The sequence below is a fragment of the Roseateles sp. L2-2 genome (assembly GCF_050613215.1).
GTDB lineage: Bacteria > Pseudomonadota > Gammaproteobacteria > Burkholderiales > Burkholderiaceae_C > Roseateles > Roseateles noduli.
Genome location: NZ_CP192509.1, coordinates 179077 through 205432, shown reverse-complemented (window position 1 = coordinate 205432; position 26356 = coordinate 179077). Strand labels below are relative to the sequence as shown.

Sequence of the window (26356 nt, the reverse complement as noted above, 5' to 3'; positions counted from 1 at the left end):
CGATGGATGCACGACTTGAAGGCGAATTCATCGCGGTCGTCAACGCGGGCTCCTCCAGCATCAAGCTGTCGATGTACTCGCTGCACGAGGACCGCCGGCTGGGGCCGCTGAGGCTCGAACTGCGCGCGCAGGTCGAAGGCCTCGGCACCGCCAAACCCCACTTCGAGGCGTCGCATGCCGACGGCTCGAAAGCCGGCTCGCGCGACTGGCCCGTCGGCGACACGCTGACGCATGAGGGCGCGCTCGATCACCTGGTCGAATTCGTCACCCACGAGTTCCCCGGCATCCGGATGCTGGGCATCGGCCATCGCGTCGTGCACGGCGGCACCGCGTTCGCGCAACCGGTGCGGGTGACGCCGCCGGTGCTGGCGCAACTGGAGACGCTCACGCCGCTCGCGCCGCTGCATCAGCCCCACAACCTGGCGCCGATCCGCCGCGCTTTCTCGGCCCTGCCCGGGCTGCCGCAGGTCGCGTGCTTCGACACCGCCTTCCACCGCGGCCAGTCCGACGTCGCCGACGCCTTCGCCCTGCCCTATGCGCTGTTCGAAGCCGGCGTGCGCCGCTACGGCTTCCACGGCCTGAGCTACGAGTACATCGCCTCGCGGCTGCCGGCGCTGTCGCCGCGACTCGCGGACGGGCGCGCCGTCGTCCTGCACCTGGGCAACGGCGCCAGCGCCTGCGCGCTGCACCGCGGCCGCAGCATCGCCAGCAGCATGGGCTTCACCGCCGTCGACGGCCTCCCGATGGGCACGCGCAGCGGCGCAGTGGATCCCGGCGTGCTGATCTACCTGATGGATGAGCAGCGCATGGACGCCCGCGAGCTCGAGACGCTGCTCTACAAGCAGTCCGGGCTGCTGGGGCTGTCCGGCGTCTCCAGCGACATGCGCCAGCTGCTGGCCAGCGACGCGCCGCGGGCGCGCTTCGCGATCGACGTCTTCGTCCACCGCGTCGCCCGCGAGATCGGCGCGCTCGCCGCGGAAATGGGCGGCCTGGACGGGCTGGTCTTCACCGCCGGAATCGGCGAGCATGCCGCGGAGGTCCGTCGCCGTGTGCTGTCGCGCTGTCTGTGGCTGGGAGTGTCGGTGCAGGACGCCGCGAACCGCGAGGGACCGGCCGAGCGCCGGATCAGCACCGTCGACAGCCGGTGCGAGGCCTGGGTCATCCCCACCGACGAGGAACTCATGATGGCCCGCCACACGTTCCGGCTGCTCGCCGGGGAGGAGTGACCATGCGAACGCCCAAGCAACGCTACAGCCACGAGGAATGGGAGAAGACCGTCGAGGACGTGGACCTGCAGATCGCGCAGCTGGCGATCATGTGCCACGTGCGGCTGCTCGATCCCGGCGTCATCGAGCGGGTGCTCGACAACGACCTGCGCATCTGCGGCGACGGCCACGAGAGCGGCTTCGAGAAGCTGCGCGGGATGCTCTACCTGCACTACGAGGTGCAGACCCGGCTGGCCGAGGAACTCGGCCCGGTCGACGCCGCCGAGGTGGTCCAGCGCGTGCGCCAGCACCTGCTGGTGCGCATCGGCACGCAGCTCGGCACGCTGGGGACGCCGCAGGCGCCGGGCACCGGCACCGGCAACGGCGGCAACGCCGGCTCCGGCGGTCAATAACCCCGACGGCTTGGGCGGGGCGGTCGTCGGCGCTACAGTGGGCCGCATCGCCTTGCGGGGTCACTCCATGCGCATCGCCATCCTTTCCTTCGACGGCTTCAACGAGATCGACAGCTTCATCCCGCTGGGATTGCTGAACCGGCTCAAGCCGCTGGGCTGGTCCGCCGAGCTCTGCGGACCCGGTCCGACGGTCACCTCGATGAACGGCGTGACCGTCCAGCTCAAGCATCCGCTCGAATGGGCCAACGAGGCGGACGCCGTCTGGTTCGGCTCCGGCATCTACACGCGGGCGATCGCGGAGAACTCGGCCGTGCTGGACCGGCTGCAGCTCGATCCGACGCGGCAGCTGATCGCCTCGCAATGCTCCGGCGCGCTGCTGGTGGCGCGGCTGGGGCTGCTCGGCGACGCGCCGGCCTGCACCGATTCGTCCACCCGGCCCTGGCTGGTCGAAGCCGGCGTGCGGGTCCTCGACGAGCCCTTCCACGCCCGCGGCCCGGTGGCGACGTCGGGAGGCTGCCTCGCGTCGCAGTACCTGTCCGCATGGCTCATGTGGCGCAAGGCCGGCGAGTCCGCCGCGCGCGATGCGCTGACCTACGCGGCGCCGGTCGGGGAGAAGGACGAGTACGTCGAGCGCCTGCTGGCCCGGGTGCGCCCCTTCATCGGCGACATGTAGACGGACTTACCGTTCTGCCAATCCATCGCAGTCTTCGGAGTAGAAAGAGCCGCTCCAAGATACCGGCCAATCGTGGTATCCGGAACCTGGAGGAAGCCGCCGGGCGGCGACGACGATGACCTCACGGATCCGCACGGGCCCATCGTCGGCGTGGAGACGCAGGGTCGGCGCAAAACTCCATTGAGGCACTTCGACGGGCCTCAAACCGCGTCGAGCTCTGATCAGGGAGGACGAATCGTTCGGCGCGTGCAAGGATCTCGATCCGCCCCTGGACCAAGTGTGATAACACATCGTCCCCTCTGCCGAGAATCGCATCATCAGTCCGACGAACTTGTCGCCTTGCCGCTGTAGCGGATCCCGCAAGCGGCCCAAAGTCCCCCCCGTCTTCACCATCACCTGGGACTCACTGGGCCCTCCCACGTACGTCGACATATCGAGCTGTGAGGGATCGTGGGACAAGTTCAGGGTCAACCAACCACCGTCTTCCACGTCCGCCGTCACAAGAACGCCGGGTTGGCGGGACAGGTGCCAAACGTCCATGGGGATGGCCTTGGAATTGTCTGGCTTCAGCACGAGATCATCGAATCGTTCATGTCTGACGATCTCCGGGGCCCGGCACCAGTGTCCTGAGGACTTGTAACCGTCGATTCCCCAGACCGAACGGTGGTGCTCGCCACAGATCAACGCTTTGACGGGAGGAAGTCCCGGCCCAGGACACAAGCCGGCATGAATTCCCGCGCCCAGGAAGTTGAGGCCTCCCTTGCGACAGGGGACAGGTTTTTCAGCCTCGCGCCTCTTGAGCTCGACATCCGCGGGACGCGAGCAGTTGACCCCGTCAAATGAATGGCACATGACGTGCCCTTCCGCAGTCGTCGAAAGCAGCATGTCGAGTCCCAGCGGGCGGTAGTCCGTCCATTTGGCAAACAGCGCGGCATGGGCCGCGTTGCACCAATGATCGGCGGACTCATAACCGCTGACGCCGTAATGCTTGCGATGTTCGTCGCCACACGACAAGGATTTCCATTCGGCATATTCGCCCTGGTCATACAGGTCGTGAAACAGCAGATGAAAGCCGAAGGACTCGGAAAGTGTGGAGGGCTTCTTCTGAGGCCGATCCCCCGGACCCGCGCACTGAACGCCATCGCGGGACCGGCAGCTGAGGTCGCCCTGCGCATCGATTCGGTAGTGCCTGCCGTTCCACTCCCTCCAGCCACCCTGCGCCGCCGCCGCCATGGGCAGCAGGACAGAGACAGCAAAAAGGACGGAAGAAGCCGCGCGGAAGGCAGTCAGCGATTTCATTGAAACGGGCAAGAGGTTGTTGTCTTCCTGTAGTCAGTCGACTTGCCGCGTGCACATGACAACCTTCCAACCGAGGCCTTCGGGGCCGCCTGTCGACCATCGTCGATAATCCCGCCCTTCGCCGCTGCCGCGGCGGTCCATTCCCGCGCCCGACGCCGATCGCGCGCCGCACGCCATGTCCACCGACCTCTCCCGCATCCCCTCCGAAGTGCGCCGTCGCCGCACCTTCGCCATCATTTCCCACCCTGACGCGGGCAAGACCACGCTGACGGAGAAGCTGCTGCTGTTCTCCGGCGCGATCCAGATCGCGGGGTCGGTGAAGGCGCGCAAGGCCTCGCGGCATGCGACCTCGGACTGGATGGAGATCGAGAAGCAGCGCGGCATCTCGGTGGCCTCGTCGGTGATGCAGATGGAGTACCGCGACTGCGTCATCAACCTGCTGGACACCCCGGGCCACCAGGACTTCTCGGAAGACACCTACCGCGTGCTGACCGCGGTCGACGCGGCGCTGATGGTGATCGACGCGGCCAACGGCGTCGAGCCGCAGACCCGCCGGCTGATCCAGGTCTGCCGCGCGCGCAACACGCCCATCCTGACCTTCGTCAACAAGATGGACCGCGAGGTCCAGGAACCGCTGGCGCTGATGGACGAGATCGAGCGCGAGCTGGGCATGACGGTGGTGCCCTTCACCTGGCCGGTCGGCATGGGCAAGCATTTCCACGGCGTGATGGACCTGCGCCAGCAGCGCATGCGGGTCTTCGCGCCCGGCGAGGACCGCGCCGCCGGCACCGAGGAAGTGCTGGACGGCCTGGACAACCCGGCCTACGCCGAGCGCTTCGGGATGCAGTACGACAACGCGCAGGGCGAGATCGAGCTGGTCAAGGAAGCCGCGCCGGCCTTCGACGAGGACGCCTTCCTCGCGGGCCAGCAGACGCCGATGTTCTTCGGCTCCGCGGTCAACAACTTCGGCGTGCAGGAAGTGCTGGACGCGCTGGTCGAGCTGGCGCCCGCACCGGCCGAACGCGCCGCGATGCAGCGCGTCGTGCAGCCGGAAGAGCCCAAGTTCACCGGCGTCGTCTTCAAGATCCAGGCCAACATGGACCCGGCGCACCGCGACCGCATCGCGTTCCTGCGCGTGGCCTCGGGCCACTTCGAGCGCGGCATGCGCCTGAAGGTCGTGCGCTCCGGCAAGGAGCTGCGCCCCAACACGGTGGTGAGCTTCCTGTCGCAGCGCCGCGAGCTGCTGGACGAGGCCTTCGCCGGCGACATCATCGGCATCCCCAACCACGGCGTGCTGCAGCTCGGCGACACGATCACCGAGGGCGAGGCGCTGCAGTACACCGGCCTGCCCTTCTTCGCGCCGGAAATGTTCCGGTCCGTGGAAGTCGCCGACCCGCTCAAGACCAAGCAGCTGCGCGAGGGCCTGCGCCAGCTCGGCGAGGAGGGCGCGATCCAGGTCTTCCGTCCCGAGGCCGGCAGCGTGCTGCTGCTGGGCGCGGTCGGCCAGCTGCAGTTCGAAGTTGTCGCGCACCGGCTGGAGCATGAGTACGGCGTCAAGGCCCGCGTCATGCCGGCGCGCTACAACGTCGCGCGCTGGGTGACCTGCGACGAGGCGGACGGCGGCGAGAAGGAACTGCGCCGCTTCATCGACCACAACGCGCACCGCGTCGCCTGGGACGCGGTGAACGCGCCGACGGTGCTGCTCGAATACGCCGGCGAACTCCGCGCGATGCAGGAGAACTGGCCCAAGATCAAGTTCCACGCGCTGCGCGAGCACGCCGGCCTGGTCTTCCAGAAGCAGATGGACGCCTGAGGGGTCAGGTCTTTCTCCGCAACCCCTCCTTGGAGGGACTGGGTTCCCGAGGCGGGCCGCCGTGACCTTGTTGACGTTTCTGCAACGACACCGTTGTCGGCCTGTCACCGCCCCTTCCTACACTGCCGCGATGCCCCACGAGATCCAGCCCCTGCCGGAGCGCCGTCTGTGCTGCCTCCTGCTGGCGGCTGGCCTGCTGCCGGGCGCCCTGCCCGCGGCGATGGCCTCGACGGCAGCGCGTCCGTCGGCGCATGCGGGCACGGGCGAGCTGGTCGCCTTCACCGAGAACCTCCCGCCGCTGAACCACGCCGAGAACGGCGAGGCGCGCGGCTTCAGCACCGAACTGCTGAAGTTGATGGCGGCCGAAGCCGGCATGCCGCTGCGCGTGCAGGTGCTGCCGTGGCAACGGTCGGTGCAGGAAGCGGCGCGGCGCACGGACAGTGTGCTGTTCTCGCTGACGCGCACGCCCGAGCGCGAGAGCCAGTACCGCTGGGTCGGGCCGATCAGCCCGCGGCGCATCCTCGTCTACCGGCTGAACCACCGCACGGACGTGCGTCCCCAGAGCCTGAAGGAGCTGAACGGCCTGCGCCTGGGCGTGACGCGCGATTCGGCCGCGGCGCGGCAGTTGATCGCGGACGGTCTGCGGCCCGAGGTCGAGCTGGAACTCGCCGTCGACGACGCGACCAACCTGCGCAAGCTGCTGGCCGGCCGCATGGATCTGATCGTGATGCTGGACTGGGCCGCGGCCTGGCACCTGCGCGAGCTGAAGCTGCCCTACGCCACCTTGACCCCGGTGCTGCCGATGGACGTCGACAAGTCCTACTGGTACGGCCTGCCGGCGGACAGCGATCCGGCGCTGGCGCGGCGTCTGCAGGCCGCGCTGGACCGCATCAGGCGGGATGGCCGCTACGAACGCCTGCGGCAGCACTACTTCGATTGAAGGTCGCCGAGGCCTGAGCGGCGGGCAGGCAACCCAGTGACTCCAAGGTGCGCTCGATCGCGACATCGAGCGGCGTGTGCGGGACGCCTCCGATGTCAGCCAGTTCGGCGGTCAGGCGCGCCTCGCCCATGCGCAGCGGCTCGCGCCACAGGTAGCGCATCTCCGCCACTTCCCGGAACAGCGGCACCACCGGCTGAGCCAGACGCACGGCCCACCAGGGGAAACGCGTGATCCGCGCCTGCACGCCGGTGCGTCGCTGCACGATGCGGCGGATCGCTTCCGCCATCTGGCGCCCGTCGGCATCCCAATGGCCCGCGAAGTGGAAGCGCGCGAAGGCCGGCAGCCTGTCGCAACGCTCGATCAGCGCGGCCATCGCCGTCGCGACGTCGGGCAGATAGGCCCATTGGTGGCCGACGCCGTCCGTCCCCGCCTGCTGGATCCGCGTCACCGGCTTGCCCGGCGTCACGAGGCCCTGCGAGAACCAGCTGTTCGCCGCGCCCGGGCCGAAGAAGTCCCCGGCGCGCAGGATGACGGCGCGGAAATCTCCGCGCTCGGCGCCTTCCTGCAGTCGTCGCTCCATCTCGACGCGGATCGCGCCCTTGCGCGTCACGGGACGCTGCGGCGAATCCTCCGTGGGGTGCGGCATCGCGTCGGGTCCGAAGTTGTAGACGGTGCCCGGCAACACGACGGTCGCGCCACGCGCCTTGGCGGCCGCGATGGTGTTGTCGAGCATCGGCAGCACCAGCTCGCTCCAGCGGCGGTAGCCGGGCGGATTCACAGCATGGACGATCACGCTGCAGCCCTGCGCGGCGCGCTGCACGTCGTCGGCGACGAGCGCATCGCCGCGCAGCCAGTGCAGGCCGTCCCGGTGTTCCGATTCGCTGGCCAGTCCGCGCTTGAGCGCCCGCACCGTCCAGCCCGCATCGCGCAAGGCCCTGGCCACCGCGCCGCCGATGCCGCCGCTCGCGCCCAGCACCAGCGCCGTCCGCCGCGCCACCGCCGTCATCGCGGCCAGCACACCGATCGCATCCATCGAAGTCATCGCATCCATCGTCAGCTCCTGCCGGACCGCCGGGGTCCTGTTGGGTGAAGGCATGGCATGGATTCTGGAAAGAAGCGTCTTTCCTGAAAATTACCGAGCATGAGCGAGCGGCTATACATTTCTGCATGGCTTCGAAGCACTCCCCGCGATCTGTGGATACCCCTGCCCCTGCGAATTCCACAGTCGCGACCTCCGACTCCTCGCGCTCCTCCGCGTCCTCCAGCGCCGGCATCGCCTGGGAGTGGTATCGCTCCTTTCTTGGCGTGCTGCGGGAAGGCTCGCTCTCAGGCGCCGCGCGGGCGCTGGATCTGACACAGCCGACCGTGGGCCGGCATGTGGCGGCGCTGGAAGCGCAGGTGGGGCAATCGCTCTTCGTGCGCACGCCCACCGGCCTGCTGCCGACGGAAGCGGCGCTCGCGCTGAGGCCCTACGCGGAGGCGATGGACAGCACCGCGGCCGCGCTCGAGCGCACCGCGCGCAGCCACGGCGACGGCGTGCGCGGCATCGTGCGGGTGACCGCGAGCGAGGTCGTCGGCGTGGAGGTGCTGCCGCCGTTGCTCGCGGAGCTTCGCGAGCGCCATCCGGCGCTGATCGTCGAGCTGGTGCTGAGCAACCGCGTACAGGATCTGCTGCGGCGCGAGGCCGACATCGCGATCCGAATGACGCCGCCGAAGCAGGAGCAGCTGATCGCCCGACGCGTCGGCGTGATCGAGGTAGGACTGCATGCGCACGAGCGCTATCTGGCGGCTCGCGGAACGCCGGCTTCGATGAAGGCGCTGGTCGCGGACGGCCACGTGCTGATCGGCTACGACCAGCCCGCGCCGTACGTGCGCGAGCTGGCGCGACGCTATCCCGTGATGGTGCCCGAGCACTTCGCGCTGCGCACCGATAGCGACCTGGCCCATCTCGCCCTCGTCCGCGCGGGCGCGGGACTGGGCTTGTGCCAGGTCGCGCTGGCCCGGCGAGATCCGGCGCTGCGCCGCGTGCTCGCGGAGGAGCTCAGCATCCCGCTGGAGACGTGGATCACCATGCACGAGGACCTGCGGGACAGCCCGCGATGCCGGGCGGTGTTCGATGCGCTGGTCGCCGGCCTCGAGCGTCACGCCGAAGCCGGCGGTTCCGGCGATTCAGTCGAATCCGCCCGCGCTAGCTGATCACGGCTTGATGCTGTAGTTCGCCGGCACCCAGCGGTAGCCCTTGCCGTCCGCGGCCACGTGGCCGAGGCCGGGGAAGGACACGTGCGCGATGGCGACCCAGTAGCCGTTCTTCGCCGCATCCGCGTAGGCCTTCTGGCGCTGCGGCATCGCCTGCTTCGAATCGCTGTCGAAGTTGATCGTGACCGACGGATCCGGGAACTGCACCGCCGCGACGTGCATCAGGTCGCCCCACACCGCCAGTTTCTGGCCCTGGCTCTCCACCATGTAGACGGTGTGTCCCGGCGTGTGGCCGTAGGCCGCATGGGTGCGGATGCCCGGCACCAGTTCCGTCTCGCCGCTGAACGGCTTCAGGCGGCCCGCATCCTGGTACGGCTTCAGCGCTGCGATCGCCGCACCGAAGAAGTCCTTGTGACCCGGCGCGGCCTTCGCCGCATTCGCCGTGTTCAGCCAGTAATCGGCGTCGTGCTGATCCATCCGGACCACGGCGTTCGGGAACACCGCCTGTCCGTCCTTCGTCAGGCCCGCCGCATGGTCCGGGTGCAGGTGGGTGATGTAGACCTCGTCGACCTGCTCCGGCTGGTAGCCCGCCGCCTTCAGGTTGGCGAGCAGCTTGCCCGTCGTCGGACCGAACACGCCGTTGGCGCCGGTGTCGATCAGCACCAGCTTGGTGCCGGTGTTGATCAGGTAGCCGTTGATCGAGGTCTCGACCGGCGGCTTCAGGTAGTTCTTGCTCAAGGCCTTCACCACCGTGCCGGGCTTGGCCTTGTCCATCAGCTGGTCGACCGGCAGATCGATGGTGCCGTCGCTCAGCGCGGTGATCTCGAAGTCGCCCAGCATCAGCCGGTAGTAGCCCGGCGCCTGCGTCTTCACCTGCGGCGCGGCCGCCTGCACGCCCGCGGCGGCCAGTGCGATCGCGAGGCCGAGTGCGGCGAATTTTCCGGAACGGATCATGGGGAACCTCCTGTGCATGTCATGCATGTGTTCGAGCAGGCGCGCAGCATAGCCACGCCTCACGCCGATCGCCCGACCCGTTCGCAAGAAGCACCGTCCGCCCGCAGGAGATTCCGGTGACATGCGCTCGTCAAGACAGCGTTGTGGCATGTCCTGGCCCCTTCAAAAAGACGCCGCTGCGGACCGCTGCGTCAGCCCCGTGAAAGTCACGTGCGGCGTCATGTGGAACCCCCGCGCCGCTGCGTCCACAGAGGCCCGAGGGTTAGCCCTTGCGCAATGCTGCGTAAAGGGTTTTACGCTGTCGAGGGCCCCCGCCAGGGCCCCTATATTCCTGGCTCCACTACAGAGGCACCGGACCACCGGCGCCCACCCTTGCGCCGATGAGCAACCTCATCCTGGAGACACGCAAACTGACCAAGGAGTTCAAAGGCTTCACCGCCGTGGACTCGGTCGACCTGCAAGTGCAGCGCGGGCATATCCACGCGCTGATCGGCCCCAACGGCGCCGGCAAGACCACCTGCTTCAACCTGCTCACCAAGTTCCTGACGCCGACCCGCGGGCAGATCCTGTTCAACGGCCACGACATCACCGGCGAGAAGCCCGCGCAGATTGCGCGCCGCGGCGTGATCCGCTCGTTCCAGATCAGCGCGGTGTTCCCCCACCTGACGGTGCTGGAGAACGTGCGCATCGGCCTGCAGCGCTTCACCGGCACCAGCTACCACTTCTGGAAGGGCCTCAGCGGCCTGTCGAAGCTGGACGGTCGCGCGCTGGAGCTTCTGGAACTCGTCGACCTGCGCGACATGGCGTCCCTGCGCGCCGCCGACCTGCCCTACGGCCGCAAGCGCGCGCTGGAGATCGCCACGACGATGGCGATGGAACCCGAACTGATGCTGCTGGACGAGCCGACGCAAGGCATGGGCCACGAGGACGTGGACCGCGTCACCGCGCTGATCAAGCGCGTCGCCGAGGGCCGCACCGTGCTCATGGTGGAGCACAACATGAAGGTGATCAGCAGCATCGCCGACCGCATCACCGTGCTGGCCCGCGGCGCCGTACTGGCCGAGGGCGACTACGCCACCGTGTCCCGCCATCCGAAGGTGCTGGAGGCCTACATGGGGTCCGAGGCCACCGAGCTGCAAGGGGCGCACTGATGGCGTACGCGCTCGAGATCAAAGGGCTTCAGGCCTGGTACGGCGAGAGCCATATCCTGCACGGCATCGACCTCGCCATCCCGCAGGGTCAGGTGTTGACGCTGCTGGGCCGCAACGGCGCCGGCCGCACGACGACGCTGCGCGCCATCATGGGCCTGACCGACCGCCGCAGCGGCTCGATCAAGGTCCACGGCCAGGAGAGCGTCACCCTGCCGACGCATCGCATCGCGCGACTCGGCCTGGGCTACTGCCCGGAGGAGCGCGGCATCTTCGCCTCGCTCAGCACCGAGGAGAACCTGCGCCTGCCGCCGGTCTTCAAGAGCGGCCGCGGCAAGGTCATGTCCGAGGACGAGATCTACGCGATGTTCCCCAACCTCGCCGAGCGCCGGCACAGCCCGGGCACGCGGCTGTCCGGCGGCGAGCAGCAGATGCTGGCCGTGGCCCGCATCCTTCGCACCGGCGCGGACATCCTGCTGCTGGACGAAATCTCCGAGGGCCTGGCCCCGGTCATCGTCCAGGCGCTGGCCCGCATGATCACCGCGCTGAAGGCGCAAGGCTTCACCATCGTGATGGTGGAACAGAACTTCCGGTTCGCCGCGCCGCTGGCGGACCACTTCGTCGTGATGGAGCACGGTCAGGTGGTCGAGTCCTTCAGCGCCGCGCAGCTCGACAGCAAGCGCGCGCTGCTGGACGAGCTGCTGAGCGTGTAAGCCCCGTCCGCCTACCGACATCCGCCTACTGATTCCCCGAGCTTCGAGTCTGAAACCCGCATGGGCCCGATGAGGCCGTTAGAACAAGGAGACAAGCGATGAAGACGACCCTCAAAACCGTTGCCCTGGCCTCGGTGCTGGCCTGCGGCAGTCTTGGCGCGCAGGCGCAGATTTCCGGCGACACGATCAAGATCGGCATCATCACGGACATGTCGAGCGTCTACGCCGACATCGACGGCGCCGGCGGCGTGGAGGCCATCCGCATGGCCATCGCCGACGCGAAGGGCCAGGTCGCCGGCAAGAAGATCGAGCTGGTCTTCGCCGACCACCAGAACAAGGCCGACGTCGCCGCCTCCAAGGCGCGCGAGTGGTTCGACACGCAAGGCCTGGACCTGCTGATCGGCGGCACCAACTCCGGTACCAGCCTGGCGATGGCCAAGGTCGCGGCGGAGAAGAAGAAGCCCTTCATCTCGATCGGCGCCGGCACCTCGCGCCTGACCAACGAGGAATGCACGCCCTACACCATCCACTACGCCTACGACACGGTGGCCCTGGCCAACGGCACGGGCGCGGCGGTGACCAAGTCCGGCGGCAAGACCTGGTACTTCCTGACGGCGGACTACGCCTTCGGCACCTCGCTGCAGGCCGACACCTCGGCGGTGGTGACCAAGTCCGGCGGCCAGGTGCTGGGCGCGGTGAAGCACCCGCTGAACGCGAGCGACTTCTCCTCCTTCCTGCTGCAGGCGCAGAGCTCCAAGGCGCAGATCCTGGGCCTGGCCAACGCGGGCGGCGACACCATCAACGCGGTGAAGGCGGCCAACGAGTTCGGCATCACCAAGACGATGAAGCTGGCCGGCCTGCTGATGTTCATCAACGACGTGCACTCGCTGGGCCTGAAGACCACCGAGGGCATGTACCTGACCGACAGCTGGTACTGGAACCAGAGCCCCGAGGCGCGCGCCTGGTCGCGCCGCTTCTTCGAGAAGATGAAGCGCATGCCGTCGTCGCTGCAGGCGGCGGACTACTCGGCGGTGACGCATTACCTGAAGGCGGTGGAGGCGACCAAGTCCGACGACGGCGACAAGGTGATGGCGCAGATGAAGGCCACGCCGGTCAACGACTTCTACACCAAGGCCACGATCCGCAAGGAAGACGGCCGCGCGGTGCACGACATGTTCCTGCTGCAGGTGAAGTCGCCGAAGGAATCCTCCGAGCCGTGGGACTACTTCAAGGTCGTGACCCGCATCGCGGGCGACGACGCGTTCACCAAGCTGGCCGATTCGAAGTGCCCGCTGGTCAAGAAGTGAGCTGAGGCCGGAGACACCGCATGACCGACTTCTTTGGCGTCCCGTTGCCGGCGCTGCTCGGCCAGCTCCTGCTGGGGCTGGTGAACGGGTCCTTCTACGCGATGCTGTCGCTCGGGCTTGCGGTGATCTTCGGCATGCTGAACATCATCAACTTCGCCCACGGCGCGCTCTACATGATGGGCGCGTTCCTGGCGTGGATGGGGTTGGAGTACTTCGGCATCAACTACTGGGCGATGCTGCTGATCGCGCCGCTGATCGTGGGCGTGTTCGGGCTGGTGATCGAGCGGCTGCTGCTGCAGTGGCTCTACAAGCTGGACCACCTCTACGGCCTGCTGCTGACCTTCGGGCTGACGCTGGTGATCGAGGGGGTGTTCCGCTCCTTCTTCGGCGTCGGCGGGCAGCCGTACTCGGCGCCGGAGGCGCTCTCGGGCGCGACCAACCTGGGCTTCATGATCCTGCCGAACTACCGGGCCTGGGTGGTGGTGGCCTCGCTGGTGGTGTGCCTGGGCGTGTGGGTGCTGATCGAGAAGACCTCGCTGGGCGCGACGCTGCGCGCCGGCACCGAGAACCCGAAGCTGGTGCAGGCCTTCGGCGTGAACGTGCCGCGGCTGGTGACGCTGACCTACGCCGGCGGCGTGGCGCTGGCGGGCTTCGCCGGGGTGCTGGCCGCGCCCATCCTGCAGGTGAATTCGCTGATGGGCTCCAACCTGATCATCGTCGTCTTCGCGGTGGTGGTGATCGGCGGCATGGGCTCCATCCTGGGCTCGATCCTGACCGGCCTGGGGCTGGGCGTCGTCGAGGGCCTGACCAAGGTCTTCTATCCGGAGGCGTCCAACACGGTGGTGTTCGTCGTCATGGCCCTGGTCCTGCTGGTGCGTCCCGCCGGCCTGTTCGGCAAAGAGAAATGAACAAGAAACCGCTGGGCTACGCCGCCCTGTTCATCGCCGTCGCGCTGCTGCCCTTCCTGGGCGTGTATCCGATCTTCGCGATGAAGGTGATGTGCTACGCGCTGTTCGCGTGCGCCTTCAACCTGCTGATCGGCTTCACGGGGCTGCTGAGCTTCGGCCACGCGGCCTTCCTCGGCGCCGCGGCCTACGCGGCGGGTCATGCGATGAAGGTCTGGGGCTTCCCGCCGCTGATCGGCATCGCCTTCGGCACGCTGATGGCGGCGGTCGCGGGGCTGGTGTTCGGGCTGCTGGCGATCCGGCGCTCGGGGATCTACTTCTCGATGATCACGCTGGCGCTGGCGCAGATGCTGTTCTTCTACTTCCTGCAGGCGCCGTTCACCGGCGGCGAGGACGGCTTGCAGTCGGTGCCGCGCGGCAGCCTGCTGGGCATCAACCTGGAGAACGACAGCGCGCTGTACTACCTGGTGCTGGCGATCTTCATCTTCGGCTTCTGGCTGATCTACCGGACGGTGCATTCGCCCTTCGGGCAGGTGCTGACCTCGATCCGCGAGAACGAGGCGCGGGCGACCTCGCTGGGCTACGACGCGGCGCGGTTCAAGCTGATGGCCTTCGTGCTGTCGGCCGCGCTGGCCGGTCTGGCGGGCGCGACCAAGACGCTGGTGCTGGGCTTCGCGACGCTGACCGACGCGATCTGGACGACGTCCGGCCTGGTGATCCTGATGACGCTGGTGGGCGGCATGGGGACGATGGTCGGTCCGATCGTCGGGGCGCTGGTGATCATCGCCCTGGAGAACAAGATCGGCGACCTGGGCCAGTGGCTGGCCAACCTGACCGGCATCCAGTGGTTCACCGGGCTCGGCGAGTCGGTCAGCCTGGTCACCGGGCTGATCTTCATCGTCTGCGTGCTGGCGTTCCGGCGCGGGCTGGTGGGCGAGGCGGGCGCGCTGTGGGAGCGGGTGCGCAAGCCGGTGAATGCTCGTTAAATCGAGCGCTATCGCTTTAAGGCTCGATTTAACGAACATCGAATCGGCTTAGCTTTGCTAGCCATTTCGACAGAATGCTCGTAATATCGAGCCTTATCGCGTTAAGGCTCGATTTAACGAACATGAAAGTCGACCAGGCTTCCGTGCTCCCCGCACACTTGCAGACCGAGAGCGCCCAGTTGGGCGAGCGCCTCGCCCGGTTGCGGGTGGCCCGGCAGATCAAGCAGGCTGACGCAGCCATCCGGGCTGGACTGTCTCGCAATACCGCCTACCGGATCGAACGAGGTGACCCCGGCCTCGCCATCGGCCAGATCCTGCGTTATCTGGACGCGATCGCCCCGGGGCTGACGCTCACGCATCTCCTGACCGAAAGCGACCCGGCGCTTTTCCAGCAACAGCAGGAAGAGCAGCGCCAACGCGTACGCGGGCTGACGCAGGCGGAAATGCAGGAACTGGATTTCTAAGGGCGATTCATGGCGGCCAAGGAAACCAAGCTCACCGTCTTCGCGCATCTGGGATCTGCCTGGGCACCCTGCGGCCAGCTCCAGCTGAACGAGCAGGATCAGGAACTCCAGGGTTCGACGCTGGCCTACGGGTTGAACTACCTGCGACGGCCAGACGCCATCGAGATCGATCCGGTGAGCCTGGGTCTGCTCGATCGTGAACGGGTCCGTGGTCAACGGTTGCGCCCGATCAACAACCTCCCCTTCTTCGGCGGCATCCGCGACGCGGCGCCAGACGCGTGGGGACGCCGAGTCATCGAAGCCAAGCTGCGCGTGCCGGCCAACAGCCTGCCGGAATCCCAATACCTGATCCACGCCGGCAGTGAACGCGTCGGCGCGCTCGATGTGCGGACGGGGCTGGCCGACAGCCCGAGTCCGGGTGTCAGTTCCTGGCACACGCTGCAGCACCTGATGGAAGCCGCGGAGCGCATCGAAGAAGGTGCGCCCGTCCCCGCACATCTGGATGCCATCTTCATGAACGGCGCGTCATTGGGCGGTGCGCGCCCGAAAGCCTCAGTCCGGGACGACGACGGCGTGCTGTGGCTGGCGAAATTCGCCAGCCGCCAGGACCGCATGGACATTCCCGCCATCGAATGCGCCGCGTTGCGCCTGGCGGCCGAGGCCACGCTGTCCGTGCCGCCCGTCAAGACGCTGACCATCGGCGACCGTCACGTCATGCTGATCCGACGTTTCGATCGCTACTGGTCCTCCGATCAACTGCCCGCCGTCGAGGACGATCCCACCCTGCTCAAGGCAATACCGGCCGACGGCCTGGCGGAACGACGACTGGCGTTCAACAGCGGCCTGACCTGGCTGGGGTGCGAAGAGAGCGAGTCGCGGACCAAGGCGTACGCGGACCTCGCTGCGGCGATCCGCCGCTACGCGCATCCCGATACGGTCCGCGCCGGCAACACCGAGCTCTTCAAGCGCATGGTGTTCAACATCCTGGTCAGCAACGACGACGACCATCTGCGCAATCACGGCTTTCTGTGGGATCCGCGACTGCAGGGCTGGCGACTCAGCCCGCTCTACGACGTGATGCCTCGACCCAGCCTGGCAAGCGAACGATTCCTCCATCTGGGCATCGGGCCGTCAGGTCGATTGGCCACGCTCGACAACGCGCTGGCAGCGCACGGCGGATTCACGCTTTCCGAGCGCGATGCGGCACTCGCCATCGACGAGGTCTGGTGCGTCGTCCGCCAATGGCGCATGTACTTCGAGCAGTTCGGCGTCGGCGCACAGGAGATGGATCGGATCGCCCCCGCGTTCCGCCACATCGACGACATCTCGACAGCGGAGCTGCGACGCAAGCTCGGCTGAGCGATCCCCGACAGGCGAGCGGCTTGCGCGGCGCGACAATGAGCGCCATGACCTCCGCAGCCCCCGCTCCCGCCGCGCCGTCGCGTCTGTCGCTGTACCTGAACCTGATCCGCTGGGACCGCCCGGCCGGCACCTACCTGCTGCTGTGGCCGACGCTGGCCGCGCTGTGGATGGCCGCCGACGGCTGGCCGGGCTGGCACCTGCTGCTGGTCTTCACGATCGGCACCTTCCTGATGCGCAGCGCGGGCTGCGCCGTCAACGACGTCGCCGACCGCGACTTCGACAAGCACGTCAAGCGCACCGCCCAGCGGCCGGTGACCTCGGGGCTGATCTCCGTGAAGCAGGCGCTCGTGCTCGGCGCCGCGCTGGCGCTGGTCGCCTTCGCGCTCGTGCTGACGACCAATCCGCCGACCATCCTGCTGTCGTTCGCCGCGCTGGCGGTGACCATCCTATATCCGTTCACCAAGCGCTGGGTGTCGATGCCGCAGGCCGTGCTCGGCGTGGCGTTCTCGTTCGGGATCCCGATGGCGTTCTCCGCGGCGCTCGGCGGCCACGAGTGGAGCCTGCAGGCAATCTCCGCCTCGGTCCCGCTGGCCGCCTGGGGACTGCTGGTCGCCAACCTGTTCTGGGTGCTGGCCTACGACACCGAGTACGCCATGGTCGACCGCGACGACGACATCCGCATCGGCATCAAGACCTCGGCGCTGACGCTGGGCCGCTTCGACGTCATCGGCGTGATGGCGTTCTACGTCGCGTTCCTCGCGCTCTGGGCCACGCTGGGACTGCGGCTGGGCATGGGCCATTGGTTCCTGGCCGGCCTCGCGGCTGCGGCGGCGCAGGTGGTCTGGCACTACACGCTGATCAAGGACCGCAGCCGGGACGGCTGCTTCAGGGCCTTCCGCGAGAACCACTGGGTCGGCTTTGCGATCTTCGCGGGAACGGTGGCGGATCTGGCCTTGCGTTGAGCCGTCCGGCTCAGGACAGCCACTGCACGATCGCGTCCGGGTGCAGCGGCCATCCGGCCAGTCCCGCCACGCCCATCAGCACGCCGAAGACCGTCGGCACCATCGCCGCCGCGTACAGCCACCACAGCTGCGTCAACGCGGTCACCGCCAGCATCGCGATCGAGATCGCCAGCAAGGCGTCCGACAGGTCGAACTGGTCGTCCCGGTAGTTGAGCGCGTCGTAGCGCTGCTGGTCGGCCTCGGCCTGCTTGCGGAGCTCGTCCTTCTTGGCGGCCTGGTCCGCAGCGAGCGTCTCGTAGTGCGCGATGGCCTCGCGGTAGCCATCGGCGGCCGACGCCGGCGCGCCGATCGCCTGCAGCTTCAGCTGCGTCAGCGCGGCCTTGGCGACCTCCTCCCGCGCGTTGCGCGCCTGGTAGAAGGACCAGTGGTCGATCTTGTCCGCCTGCGCCTGCTGCATGCCCTGGCCGATGTTGTCGTCCTTGATCTTGCAGATACCCATGAACGTGGCCAGCAAGGCCACCGTCAGCGCCACCGCCACATTCAGCCGCGACTGCGACGGAGAGGCCTCCGCCCGCTCGTTGGCCTGGCGGGCGGTCTCAATCAGTTCGTCGGGGTCGATGTCCATCGGCGGCACGGTGTTCAGGATCGGCCGCGGCAGCATACCCAGCGAAGCTGAGCGGGACCTGTACGTCCGCTTAGCCCCGGCTCAGGCGTGGTTCAGGTGCCGCTCAGAACCGCTCCACCCGCGCCAGCGCCGCCACCAGGTCCGACTGGGTCAGGATGCCGACCAGCCGCGCCTCGTCGCCGACGATGGGAATGTGGTGATGGCCCGTGGCGGCGAACAGTGGCACCAGGTCCGCCAGCGGACGGTCCGCGCTGGCCACGCGCACCTGCCGGCTCATGATCTGCCCGACCACCTCCGGCTTGTCGCTGTGCGTGGTCGGCGTCGGACGGATCAGGTGGCGCAGTCGCGTCGCCCAGTCGTCGTGCACGTCGAGCGAGGCCCCTCGCATGAAGTCCGCCAGCGTCACGATGCCGACCACCCGCTGCGCCCGGTCCACCACCGGCAGCGCCTTGATGTGATGGGTCCGCAGCAGCGACCAGGCCTCCTGCAGCGGCGTGCCCCACGCCACCGACTTCACGTCGCGCGACATCACGTCCGCGCAGCGCAGCGTGGTGATCCGTCGCCGCGCCGCCAGGAGCGCGGCCTCGTCGACGATCGCCTGCAGGTCGTCCCTCGGAATGTCCAGCACCTGGTTGTAGTGCGCCAGCACCGTGTCCAGGTCGACGCCGGTGAACGGCGGTGCGTCCCCCGCAGCCCCGGCGGCTCCACCGGCCCCGGTCGCGGCGCCGCCCTTCGCCGGCGCGGCGGTGACCGTTGCCTGCGGGTGCGGGTACTTGCGGCCGGTGACGCCGTTGTACGCCATGCCGGCGAGCACCATCAGCACCGAGTTCAGCAGCACGGGATCGAGCGCGAAGTGCCAGTCGTGGACGCCGCTGAGCACCATCAGCAAGGCCGCGGCGCCGCCGGGCGGATGCAGGCAGCGCAGCAGGAACATCAGCCCGATCGCACCGCCGACGGCGATCGCGGCGGCCAGCTCCGGCGTGCCGCCGAACAGATGCGCGCAGGCGATGCCGACCAGCGCCGATGCGGTGTTGCCCATGACCACCGCCCACGGCTGCGCCAGCGGACTCGCCGGCACGCCGAACACGAGCACCGCGCTCGCGCCCAGCGGCGCAATCAGCCACGGCACGCCCGGCATGTGGCGCGAGAGCAGTTCCGTGAGCACGCCTGTCAGCAGGAGGCCCACGATCGCGCCGGCCACCACGCGCAGACGTTCTCTCGCGTCGACGCGCATGGGCGCCGGACGGAACGCCTGCAGCCAGAGGCGGAATCGATCCATCATCGGCGCGCCTTCGATTTGCGTCTCAGCGGTCCGGGATCGCGCAAGGCGACCTCGGGCACGAACATCTCCATCACCCGCAGCTGCTGGCCGTGCCGGGTGAAGACCGAGTTGCGCGACCACTGCATCTGCGCGGGTGCTTCGGTCCCGGTAGCCGCGAGCCATTGACGCTGCATCTGACGGTTCGTCGCGCCGTGCCGCGTGACGCGTCGCGGCTGCAGCTCGCTGCGATGGATGCGGGGGTCGTCGTAGAGCAGATGGCCGAGCGGCCGGCTGCCCAGCCCCTTCAGCGCCTTCCACGGACCGGCCACCGCGTGGCCGTGCACCGCCGACCGTGCCCATACCAGGGGTTGGCCGTCGACGCGCAGCAGCACCTCGCGCACGAGCGTCAGCCCGCGCTTGGGCAGCCCCAGCGCGGCACGTTCCTGCGGTCGCAAAGGCGCGGTCGTCTGGCGCAACACCTGGACCTCATAACGACGGCCGGTCGCGGCCAGCCGCTTGCTCAGCGAACCCGGCGCGCGCAGCCACGCGCGCAGGCCCCAGCGATCAGCGATCCCCATGGATGGAAGCGGCTCTCAGATATCAGTCAGTTGGCGGCCGGCGACGTCGGGCGCGGTCGCGCTCAAGCGCGGCCGAATTCGTCGCCCAGCTCGCCGGCGCGCCGGTGCGCGGCCTTCACGGCGCGTTCGACCGCCTCGCCGACGCCGTCGGCCTGCAGGCTGGTGATCGCGGCGTGCGTGGTGCCGCCCTTGGAGGTCACCTTCTCGCGCAGCGCGGTCGGCGAGTCGCTCGATTGCAGCGCCAGCGCCGCGGCGCCGCCGCAGGTGGCCAGCGCGAGTTCGCGCGCCTTGGCCTCGTCCAGGCCCAGCGCGCGCGCAGCGGCGACCATGTGCTCGACGAGGAAGAAGAAGTAGGCCGGCCCCGAGCCCGACAGCGCGGTGACCGTGTCGAGGTCGCCCTCGTTGTCGACCCACAGCGTGCGGCCGGTCGGCTGCAACAGCTGCTCGACCAGCGCGCGGTCCTCGGCCGTGACGGCAGCGCTCGCGCACAGGCCGGTGATGCCCTGCCCGATCAGCGCCGGCGTATTGGGCATGCCGCGCACGACGCGCGGCGCGCCGGTGGCGCGTGCGATCGCATCGCTGCGCAGGCCCGCCATCACCGACAGCTGCAGCGCGCCGGCGACATGCGGCGCCACCGGAACGGCGGCTTCCTGGAAGAGCTGCGGCTTCACCGCCCAGACGACGGCGCGCGCGCGCGACAGCGAAGCGTCCGCCGCGGCGAGCGGCCGGATCCCGAAGTCCGCGGCGAGGCGCTCGCGCTGCGCCTCGAAAGGCTCGACCACCAGCAGGTCCTCGGCCGGGAAACCGGCCCGGCGCAGGCCGCCGACGATGGCGCTGGCCATGTTGCCCCCGCCGATGAATGCGATGCAGGAATTCATGGGGCGGCAGTTTAGTCCCGCCCCGTGGGCGGGACCGGTCCCGCGCGGGCGTTCAGCGCGCTCTGAGCATCGACGCGCAGAGCTCGCCGAGCGTCGCGATCGCGCGCCGTTGCGCGTCATCCATCGGATTGCCGGCGTTGATGCGGATGAAGTTGTCGAAGCGCTCGGAGTTCGAGTACATCAGCCCCGGCCCGAGCCGGATGCCCTTCTCCAGCGCGGCGTCGAACAGCGCGAGCGAGGACAGCCCCTCGGGCAGCTCGACCCACAGGCTCGGCCCGCCCGGCGGCAGGCTGAGCCGCGTGCCCGCCGGCAGTTCGTCGGAGAGCGCCGCCACCATCTGCTCGCGCTGCGTCGCGAGCTTGGCCCGCAGCGCGCGCAGGTGGCGCTCGATCTGGCCGCCGGCGAGGAACTCCGCCAGGATGGCCTGACCGAGCATCTCGTTGGGCCGGCTCTGCGCGTACTTGAGGATCTCCACGCGCGGCTGCCAGCGCCCCGCCGAGATCCAGCCCACGCGCATGCCGGGCGCCAGCGTCTTGTGCATCGACGAGCAGAAGATCACCCGCCCCGTCGTGTCCCAGGACTTGATCGCGCGCTGCGGCGTCTCGCACAGCAGCGCGTAGGTGTCGTCCTCGATGAGCGCCAGGTCGCGGGCCTCGCAGACCGCCAGCAGCGCCTGCTTGGCCGCGTCGGGCATCACCGCGCCGAGCGGGTTCTGCAGGTTGGGCACGACGACCACCGCCTTGAGTCGCGGCTCGCGCATCGCCGCCGCTTCGAAGGCCTCGACGGACAGGCCTGTGTGCGGACTGGTCGGGATCTCCAGAGCGCGCAGGCCCAGGCTCTCCAGCAGCTGCAGCAGGCCGTAGTAGGTCGGCGACTCGACCGCCACCGCGTCGCCCGGCGTCGTCACCGCGCGCAGCGCGACGCTGAGCGCTTCGGTGCATCCATGGGTGATCACGAGTTGCGACGGGTCGAGCTGGATCTGCGCGTTCAAGGCCATGCGCGACAGGCCCTGGCGCAGCGCGAGCAAGCCCTGCGGATCCGGCTGGGTGCCGAGGATCTCCGGCCGCCGTCGCAGCAGCCGCTGGCCGTGCAGCGCCAGCGCGCGCGTCGGATACAGCGAGGGGTGCGCGCACGCGCCGGAGAGGTTGACCTCCGGCTTCGCATTGATGCCGCGGGTGAGGATCTCGGAGATGCGCTCGTGCACGCCGACGAAACGCGCCGGATCGGCCTGCGTCTCGCGCGGCTCGGCCGCACGCGCGAGCCGGTTCGGGCGCGGCGGTCGGACGAAGTAGCCGGCGCGCTGGCGCGCTTGCAGCAGCCCCTGGCTTTCGAGCAGGCGGCAGGCCTGCAGCGCGGTGCTGAGGCTCACGCGGTGCAGGCCCATCAGCGTGCGGACCGACGGCATCCGGCTCCCCGGCGGCATCGTGCCGGCCGCGATGGCCTGGCGGTAATGCGCGGCGACCTGCGCGTACAAGGGGTCCGAAGCGTCCATGCCGGCGATTCTGCGCCCGCGCTCGCGCGAGGCACCGGAACAGCCGGCGCGCAGTCGATACGGAACAGCGGCGCCGCGGTCGCTGTTACGCAGAACAAATGGCGCCGCTGTGCCTGTCAGGCCGCGTCGCCGATGGGAACACTGGACGTCCGTTCCAACGAGGCGCCTCCGGGCGAAGCCGTCATGTTCCTCGCCGCCGTCCTGAGATTCCTGCCCACTCCCTGGCCGTGGTCGGCCGCTTCAGCTCGGGTGGTCTCGCCATCGCGGGCCGCGCCTGCATCGGCCATGCCCGCCCGCCTCCCGCAGCCGTCGACGGCGCCTCAGGAACTCGAGCTGGCCGCAGGTCAGGCGCTGATGCTGAAGCTCGCTCGAGGCACCGTGATGCACCTGCAGACCGGGGTCGTCGATGTCGAGGATGCTCCCGCGCTGTGGGCGGACCAATGCTGGCCGCAGCCGCGGCGCTTCAGGAGCGGCGAGGTCTGGATCGTGCCGCGCACCGGCTGGTGGCGGCTGGAAGGCCGGGTCTCGCGCGACCCGGCCTGCCGTATCAGTGCACGCCCGCCAGCAGCGCGGCGTTCCCGCCTGCCGCCGCCGTATTGATCGTCAGCGTCTGTTCCGCGACCAGGCGGTAGAGCTGACGCGCGTCGGCCAGCTCGACCATCGGCACGACCGGCAGGATCGCGCCGTCGCGGCCCGCCAGCTCGCGCTGCACCGGCACCTGCAGCGCCGCCGGGGCGATGACGCCCGCCAGTCGCGTCGCCCGCAGCACCGCGCCGAGCTGGTCCGCCGGCAGCAGCTGCATCGCCGCCGCCGTCACACCGCCGCGCATCAGCGCCGTGCGCAGTTCCTGCGCCACATCGCCGCCGCCCACGATCGCGACCGCATTGCCCGCCACCAGTGCCGCACCCAGTGCGCGCGCCAGTTCCTCCGGCGAGGCGCCCTGCGCCAGCACCGCGATCACGCCGCGGCCGTGCAGGCGCAGCTCGTTGCTCTCGCCGGTCGGACCGGGCAGCTTCACGTCGACCAGCGTGCGCCGCGCGCCGGCGGCCAGCGTGCGCCAGGCCCCGGCCACCATCGGCCCCTGGCCGGCGGCGGAGCGCTCCAGCGCCGTCGCGCGCTCTTCGACGGGTCGCTCGGCCCAGGCTTCATGCGCGGTGAACAGCGGCGACAGGTCCGCGCCCGCGCCGGTCGTCGACAGCGCCGGCGCCTCGGCCGGCGCTTCCACCTTCGGCTGCGCGACGAAGCGCAGCAGGTAGTGCGGGCCGCCCGCCTTCGGGCCGGTGCCGGACATGCCTTCGCCGCCGAACGGCTGCACGCCGACCACCGCGCCGATGATGTTGCGGTTCACGTAGACGTTGCCGATGCGCGCCTCCGACGCCAGCCGCAGCGCGCGGCTGTCGATCCGGGTCTGGATGCCCAGCGTCAGGCCGTAGCCCAGCGCGTTGATCTCGCGCACGACGCCGTCGACGTCGCCGTTCCAGCGCACCACGTGCAGCACCGGGCCGAAGATCTCCTTCTTCAGCGAGGCGATGCTCGGCAGCTCGACCGCCACCGGCGCCAGCAGGCGCGGGCAGCCGTCGGCCGGCACGGCCTCGGCGATCAGCGTGGCCTCGCGCTTCAAGCGCTGGACGTCCTTGGACACGCCTTCGAAGGCCTCGTCGTCGATCAGCGGGCCGACGTCGGTCGCCAGGTCTGCCGTGTCGCCGACGCGCAGTTCCTTCACCGCGCCGCGCAGCATCTCGATGACGCCGTCGGCGACCGCCTCGTGCACCGCCAGCAGGCGCAGCGCCGAGCAGCGCTGACCCGCGCTGCGGAAGGCCGATTGCACGACCGCATCGATGACCTGCTCCGGCAGCGCCGTCGAGTCCACGATCATCGCGTTCAGGCCGCCGGTCTCGGCGATCAGCGGCAGCGCCGCGGCGCCGGGCTTGCCCGCCAGCTGGCGGTTGATGATCTGCGCCACCTGGGTGGAGCCGGTGAAGCACACGCCCGCGGTCTGCGGTGCGGCCACGAGGCGCGCGCCGACGGTCTCGCCGCGGCCGTGCACCAGTTGCACCGCGTCGACCGGAACGCCGGCCGCATGCAGCAGCGCGACGCACTCGCGCGCGACGACGGGAGTCTGCTCCGCGGGCTTCGCGGCGACGGCGTTGCCGGCGGCCAGCGCCGCCACGACCTGGCCGGCGAAGATCGCCAGCGGGAAGTTCCACGGCGAGATGCAGACGAACACGCCGCGCCCGTTCAGCGCGACGCCGTCGGCGGCCAGGCGCTCGGCCTCATCGGCGTAGTAGCGCAGGAAGTCGATGGCCTCGCGCACCTCGCTGATCGCGTCGCCCAGGCTCTTGTAGGCCTCCTTGACCAGCAGCGCGCAGTACTGCGGCAGCTGCGCCTGCAGCGCGTCGGCGGCGCGGCGCAGCACGGCGGCACGCTCGGCGACCGGCGTCGCGTTCCAGCCGGCGAAGCCGCCTTGCAGGCGCGTCATCACGGCGTCGACCTCTTCCGGCGTCGCCTCGACCATGGCCGGCACCGTGCCGGCCGCCAGGGCGTCCAGCAAGACCTGACGCTGCTCCGGCACGGCCAGGTCCAGGCCCGACGAGTTGTCGCGACCGCGGCCCGCCGTGTCGCGGTACAGATCGATCGGCAGCGGCAGCGAGGCCTCGTCGCGGATCTCCGTCATCGGCGAGGACAGCAGCTCTTCCGGCGCCACGGTGGGATCCGCCAGTTGGTGCACGAACGACGAATTGGCGCCGTTCTCCAGCAGGCGCCGGACCAGGTAGGCGAGCAGGTCGCGGTGTTCACCGACCGGGGCGTAGACACGGCAGGGGATGGTCCCGTCCTTCAGCACTTCGCGATAGACGCCCTCGCCCATGCCGTGCAGGCGCTGCATCTCGAACTTGGCGCCCAGCGCGCGCGCCATCTGCAGGATGGCGGCGACCGTGCCGGCGTTGTGGGTCGCGAACTGCGGGTAGATGACCTCGTGGTGCCGCAGCAGCGCCTGCGCGCAGGCCAGGTAGGAGACGTCGGTGTGCGGCTTGTGCGTGTAGACCGGGTAGAACGGCAGGCCCTGCTCCTGGGCGCGCTTGATCTCGCCGTCCCAATAGGCGCCCTTGACGAGGCGCACCATGAATTTCAGCCCGTGCTTGCGGGCGATCGCGGCGACCGCCTCGACGACGTCGCGGGCGCGCGTCTGGTACGCCTGCACCGCCAGCCCGAAACCGCGCCACTGCGGGAAGTGCGTCGCGATGCGCGCCGCGAGCGTGTCCAGCAGCTCCAGCGAGAGTTCCAGCCGGTCGACTTCCTCCGCGTCGATGGTCAGGTTGATGTTGGCCTGCGCGGCCTTCTCGACGAGCTGCCACACGCGCGGCAGCAGCTCGGCGTAGACGCGCTCGCGCTGCAGGACCTCGTAGCGCGAGAACAGCGCCGACAGCTTGATCGAGATGCCGTCGCTGCCTTCCGGCGACTCGGCCTTGCGGCCCGCGGCGATGGCGGCGATCGCGTTCAGGTACGACGCCTGATAGCGCTCGGCATCGCGCTCGGTGCGGGCGCCCTCGCCCAGCATGTCGTAGGAGAAGCGCAGTTGAGCCTGCGCCTTGCGCGCGGTGTCGGCCTCCTTCATCGCTTCCTGGATGTTGCGGCCCAGCACGAACTGGCGGCCCAGCAGCTGGATGGCGCGCACCGTCGCGGCGACGACCGTCTGCGCGCCCAGGCGCTTCATCAGGCCCGAATCGGCCTCCGCGTCCGGCAGGAACTTCTTGGACAGCGAGATCGCGCTCGCCGCCAGGCCCGCCAGCATCTTGTGCGGACCGTCCGAGGCGCCGTCGAAGTCGGCGCGACCCAGCTGGTCCGCGGTCAGGGCGATGGCGGTCTCGGCGTCGGGCACGCGCAGCAGCGCTTCGGCCAGGCGCATCAGCGCCAGGCCCTCGGCGCTGGTGATCGGGTACTCGCGCAGCAGCGATTCCATCGCCCAGAACGGCGCCGGGTTGCCGCGCACCTGCTGCACCCACGGGCGCGCCTGGTCGACCACCGCGGGCCAGTTCAGCCCCTTCATCTCCGCGGCCAGGGCGCGGACCAGCGGAAGCTCCTCGCGGTACGGGTCCGGCAGGCGGGAAGTTTCCGGCGGGAGGGGGAAGGCGGTCATAAAATCCTCGGATGTTCGTGCGAGGGGCGCTCCCCTAGCGAATAGCG

24 protein-coding genes are annotated in these 26356 nt (G+C 69.3%); 15 read left to right on the top strand and 9 right to left on the bottom strand.

Annotated features, from left to right (window positions below; all coding sequences use genetic code 11):
- Positions 1–2 precede the first annotated feature (2 nt).
- The 3 genes from ACQZ13_RS01000 (at position 3) to ACQZ13_RS00990 (ending at position 2291) form a co-directional block, all read left to right on the top strand.
- Positions 3–1226 (top strand): acetate/propionate family kinase, encoded by a 1224-nt coding sequence (locus ACQZ13_RS01000; protein WP_431049427.1) that lies wholly within the window; start codon positions 3–5, stop codon positions 1224–1226.
- Positions 1227–1228: 2 nt separating this feature from the next.
- Positions 1229–1618, top strand: a complete 390-nt coding sequence (locus ACQZ13_RS00995) for a hypothetical protein (protein WP_431049425.1) — start codon at positions 1229–1231, stop codon at positions 1616–1618.
- A 67-nt stretch (positions 1619–1685) separates the two neighbouring features.
- Positions 1686–2291 (top strand): DJ-1/PfpI family protein, encoded by a 606-nt coding sequence (locus tag ACQZ13_RS00990; RefSeq protein ID WP_431049424.1) that lies wholly within the window; start codon positions 1686–1688, stop codon positions 2289–2291.
- A 6-nt stretch (positions 2292–2297) separates the two neighbouring features.
- On the opposite strand, the gene ACQZ13_RS00985 is transcribed toward ACQZ13_RS00990, so the two are convergent.
- Positions 2298–3590, bottom strand: coding sequence for a hypothetical protein (locus tag ACQZ13_RS00985; RefSeq protein ID WP_431049422.1), 1293 nt, complete (start codon positions 3588–3590; stop codon positions 2298–2300).
- A gap of 175 nt (positions 3591–3765) precedes the next feature.
- Between ACQZ13_RS00985 and ACQZ13_RS00980 the strand changes: the two genes are divergently transcribed.
- On the top strand, positions 3766–5403 hold the full coding sequence (locus ACQZ13_RS00980) for a peptide chain release factor 3 (protein WP_088407998.1): 1638 nt from the start codon (positions 3766–3768) through the stop codon (positions 5401–5403).
- A gap of 130 nt (positions 5404–5533) precedes the next feature.
- Positions 5534–6343 carry a substrate-binding periplasmic protein gene (locus ACQZ13_RS00975; RefSeq protein ID WP_431049421.1) on the top strand — a complete coding sequence of 270 codons (810 nt, stop codon included), beginning with the start codon at positions 5534–5536 and terminating at the stop codon, positions 6341–6343.
- On the opposite strand, the gene ACQZ13_RS00970 is transcribed toward ACQZ13_RS00975, so the two are convergent.
- Positions 6294–7358 (bottom strand): NAD-dependent epimerase/dehydratase family protein, encoded by a 1065-nt coding sequence (locus ACQZ13_RS00970; protein WP_431053434.1) that lies wholly within the window; start codon positions 7356–7358, stop codon positions 6294–6296. The genes ACQZ13_RS00975 and ACQZ13_RS00970 overlap by 50 nt on opposite strands.
- A gap of 257 nt (positions 7359–7615) precedes the next feature.
- On the opposite strand from ACQZ13_RS00970, the gene ACQZ13_RS00965 reads away from it, so the two are divergent.
- Positions 7616–8539 (top strand): LysR family transcriptional regulator, encoded by a 924-nt coding sequence (locus ACQZ13_RS00965; RefSeq protein WP_431053432.1) that lies wholly within the window; start codon positions 7616–7618, stop codon positions 8537–8539.
- Here ACQZ13_RS00965 and ACQZ13_RS00960 read toward each other — a convergent pair whose 3' ends face one another.
- Positions 8540–9493 carry an MBL fold metallo-hydrolase gene (locus ACQZ13_RS00960; RefSeq protein WP_431049420.1) on the bottom strand — a complete coding sequence of 318 codons (954 nt, stop codon included), beginning with the start codon at positions 9491–9493 and terminating at the stop codon, positions 8540–8542.
- Between the two features lie 380 nt (positions 9494–9873).
- On the opposite strand from ACQZ13_RS00960, the gene ACQZ13_RS00955 reads away from it, so the two are divergent.
- The 8 genes from ACQZ13_RS00955 (at position 9874) to ubiA (ending at position 17340) form a co-directional block, all read left to right on the top strand.
- Complete coding sequence (locus ACQZ13_RS00955) at positions 9874–10644, top strand: ABC transporter ATP-binding protein (protein ID WP_431049419.1); 771 nt, start codon at positions 9874–9876, stop codon at positions 10642–10644.
- Positions 10644–11354: an ABC transporter ATP-binding protein gene (locus ACQZ13_RS00950; protein ID WP_431049418.1), complete on the top strand. Its 711-nt coding sequence runs from the start codon at positions 10644–10646 to the stop codon at positions 11352–11354. The genes ACQZ13_RS00955 and ACQZ13_RS00950 overlap by 1 nt, the downstream gene beginning before the upstream one ends.
- A gap of 98 nt (positions 11355–11452) precedes the next feature.
- Positions 11453–12661, top strand: coding sequence for an ABC transporter substrate-binding protein (locus ACQZ13_RS00945; RefSeq protein ID WP_088408003.1), 1209 nt, complete (start codon positions 11453–11455; stop codon positions 12659–12661).
- Between the two features lie 20 nt (positions 12662–12681).
- Positions 12682–13569 carry a branched-chain amino acid ABC transporter permease gene (locus tag ACQZ13_RS00940; protein ID WP_088408004.1) on the top strand — a complete coding sequence of 296 codons (888 nt, stop codon included), beginning with the start codon at positions 12682–12684 and terminating at the stop codon, positions 13567–13569.
- On the top strand, positions 13566–14552 hold the full coding sequence (locus tag ACQZ13_RS00935; RefSeq protein WP_431049417.1) for a branched-chain amino acid ABC transporter permease: 987 nt from the start codon (positions 13566–13568) through the stop codon (positions 14550–14552). Before ACQZ13_RS00940 ends, ACQZ13_RS00935 begins: the two co-directional genes overlap by 4 nt.
- A gap of 122 nt (positions 14553–14674) precedes the next feature.
- Positions 14675–15016 carry a helix-turn-helix domain-containing protein gene (locus ACQZ13_RS00930; protein WP_067283361.1) on the top strand — a complete coding sequence of 114 codons (342 nt, stop codon included), beginning with the start codon at positions 14675–14677 and terminating at the stop codon, positions 15014–15016.
- 9 nt (positions 15017–15025) lie between these two features.
- Entirely contained in the window at positions 15026–16375 is a 1350-nt protein-coding gene (locus tag ACQZ13_RS00925; protein ID WP_431049416.1) for a type II toxin-antitoxin system HipA family toxin, read from the top strand.
- 47 nt (positions 16376–16422) lie between these two features.
- Complete coding sequence (gene ubiA, locus ACQZ13_RS00920; RefSeq protein ID WP_431049415.1) at positions 16423–17340, top strand: 4-hydroxybenzoate octaprenyltransferase; 918 nt, start codon at positions 16423–16425, stop codon at positions 17338–17340.
- A gap of 10 nt (positions 17341–17350) precedes the next feature.
- Here the strand turns inward: ubiA and ACQZ13_RS00915 are convergent, their stop codons facing one another.
- The 5 genes from ACQZ13_RS00915 to ACQZ13_RS00895 form a co-directional block, all read right to left on the bottom strand.
- A complete protein-coding gene (locus tag ACQZ13_RS00915; RefSeq protein ID WP_431049414.1) occupies positions 17351–18001 on the bottom strand; it encodes a DUF4337 domain-containing protein in 651 nt (216 codons plus the stop codon).
- A 67-nt stretch (positions 18002–18068) separates the two neighbouring features.
- Positions 18069–19244, bottom strand: a complete 1176-nt coding sequence (locus tag ACQZ13_RS00910) for an HPP family protein (protein WP_431049413.1) — start codon at positions 19242–19244, stop codon at positions 18069–18071.
- Complete coding sequence (locus ACQZ13_RS00905; RefSeq protein WP_431049412.1) at positions 19244–19804, bottom strand: chorismate--pyruvate lyase family protein; 561 nt, start codon at positions 19802–19804, stop codon at positions 19244–19246. Before ACQZ13_RS00905 ends, ACQZ13_RS00910 begins: the two co-directional genes overlap by 1 nt.
- A 62-nt stretch (positions 19805–19866) precedes the next feature.
- Positions 19867–20682, bottom strand: coding sequence for a pyrroline-5-carboxylate reductase (gene proC, locus ACQZ13_RS00900; protein WP_431049411.1), 816 nt, complete (start codon positions 20680–20682; stop codon positions 19867–19869).
- A gap of 52 nt (positions 20683–20734) precedes the next feature.
- Positions 20735–22174 carry a PLP-dependent aminotransferase family protein gene (locus ACQZ13_RS00895; RefSeq protein ID WP_431049410.1) on the bottom strand — a complete coding sequence of 480 codons (1440 nt, stop codon included), beginning with the start codon at positions 22172–22174 and terminating at the stop codon, positions 20735–20737.
- Positions 22175–22459: 285 nt separating this feature from the next.
- Between ACQZ13_RS00895 and ACQZ13_RS00890 the strand changes: the two genes are divergently transcribed.
- Entirely contained in the window at positions 22460–22774 is a 315-nt protein-coding gene (locus ACQZ13_RS00890) for a hypothetical protein (protein ID WP_431049409.1), read from the top strand.
- Here the strand turns inward: ACQZ13_RS00890 and ACQZ13_RS00885 are convergent.
- Entirely contained in the window at positions 22722–26309 is a 3588-nt protein-coding gene (locus tag ACQZ13_RS00885; RefSeq protein WP_431049408.1) for an L-glutamate gamma-semialdehyde dehydrogenase, read from the bottom strand. The two genes, ACQZ13_RS00890 and ACQZ13_RS00885, sit on opposite strands and share 53 nt — an antisense overlap.
- Positions 26310–26356: the final 47 nt, after the last annotated feature.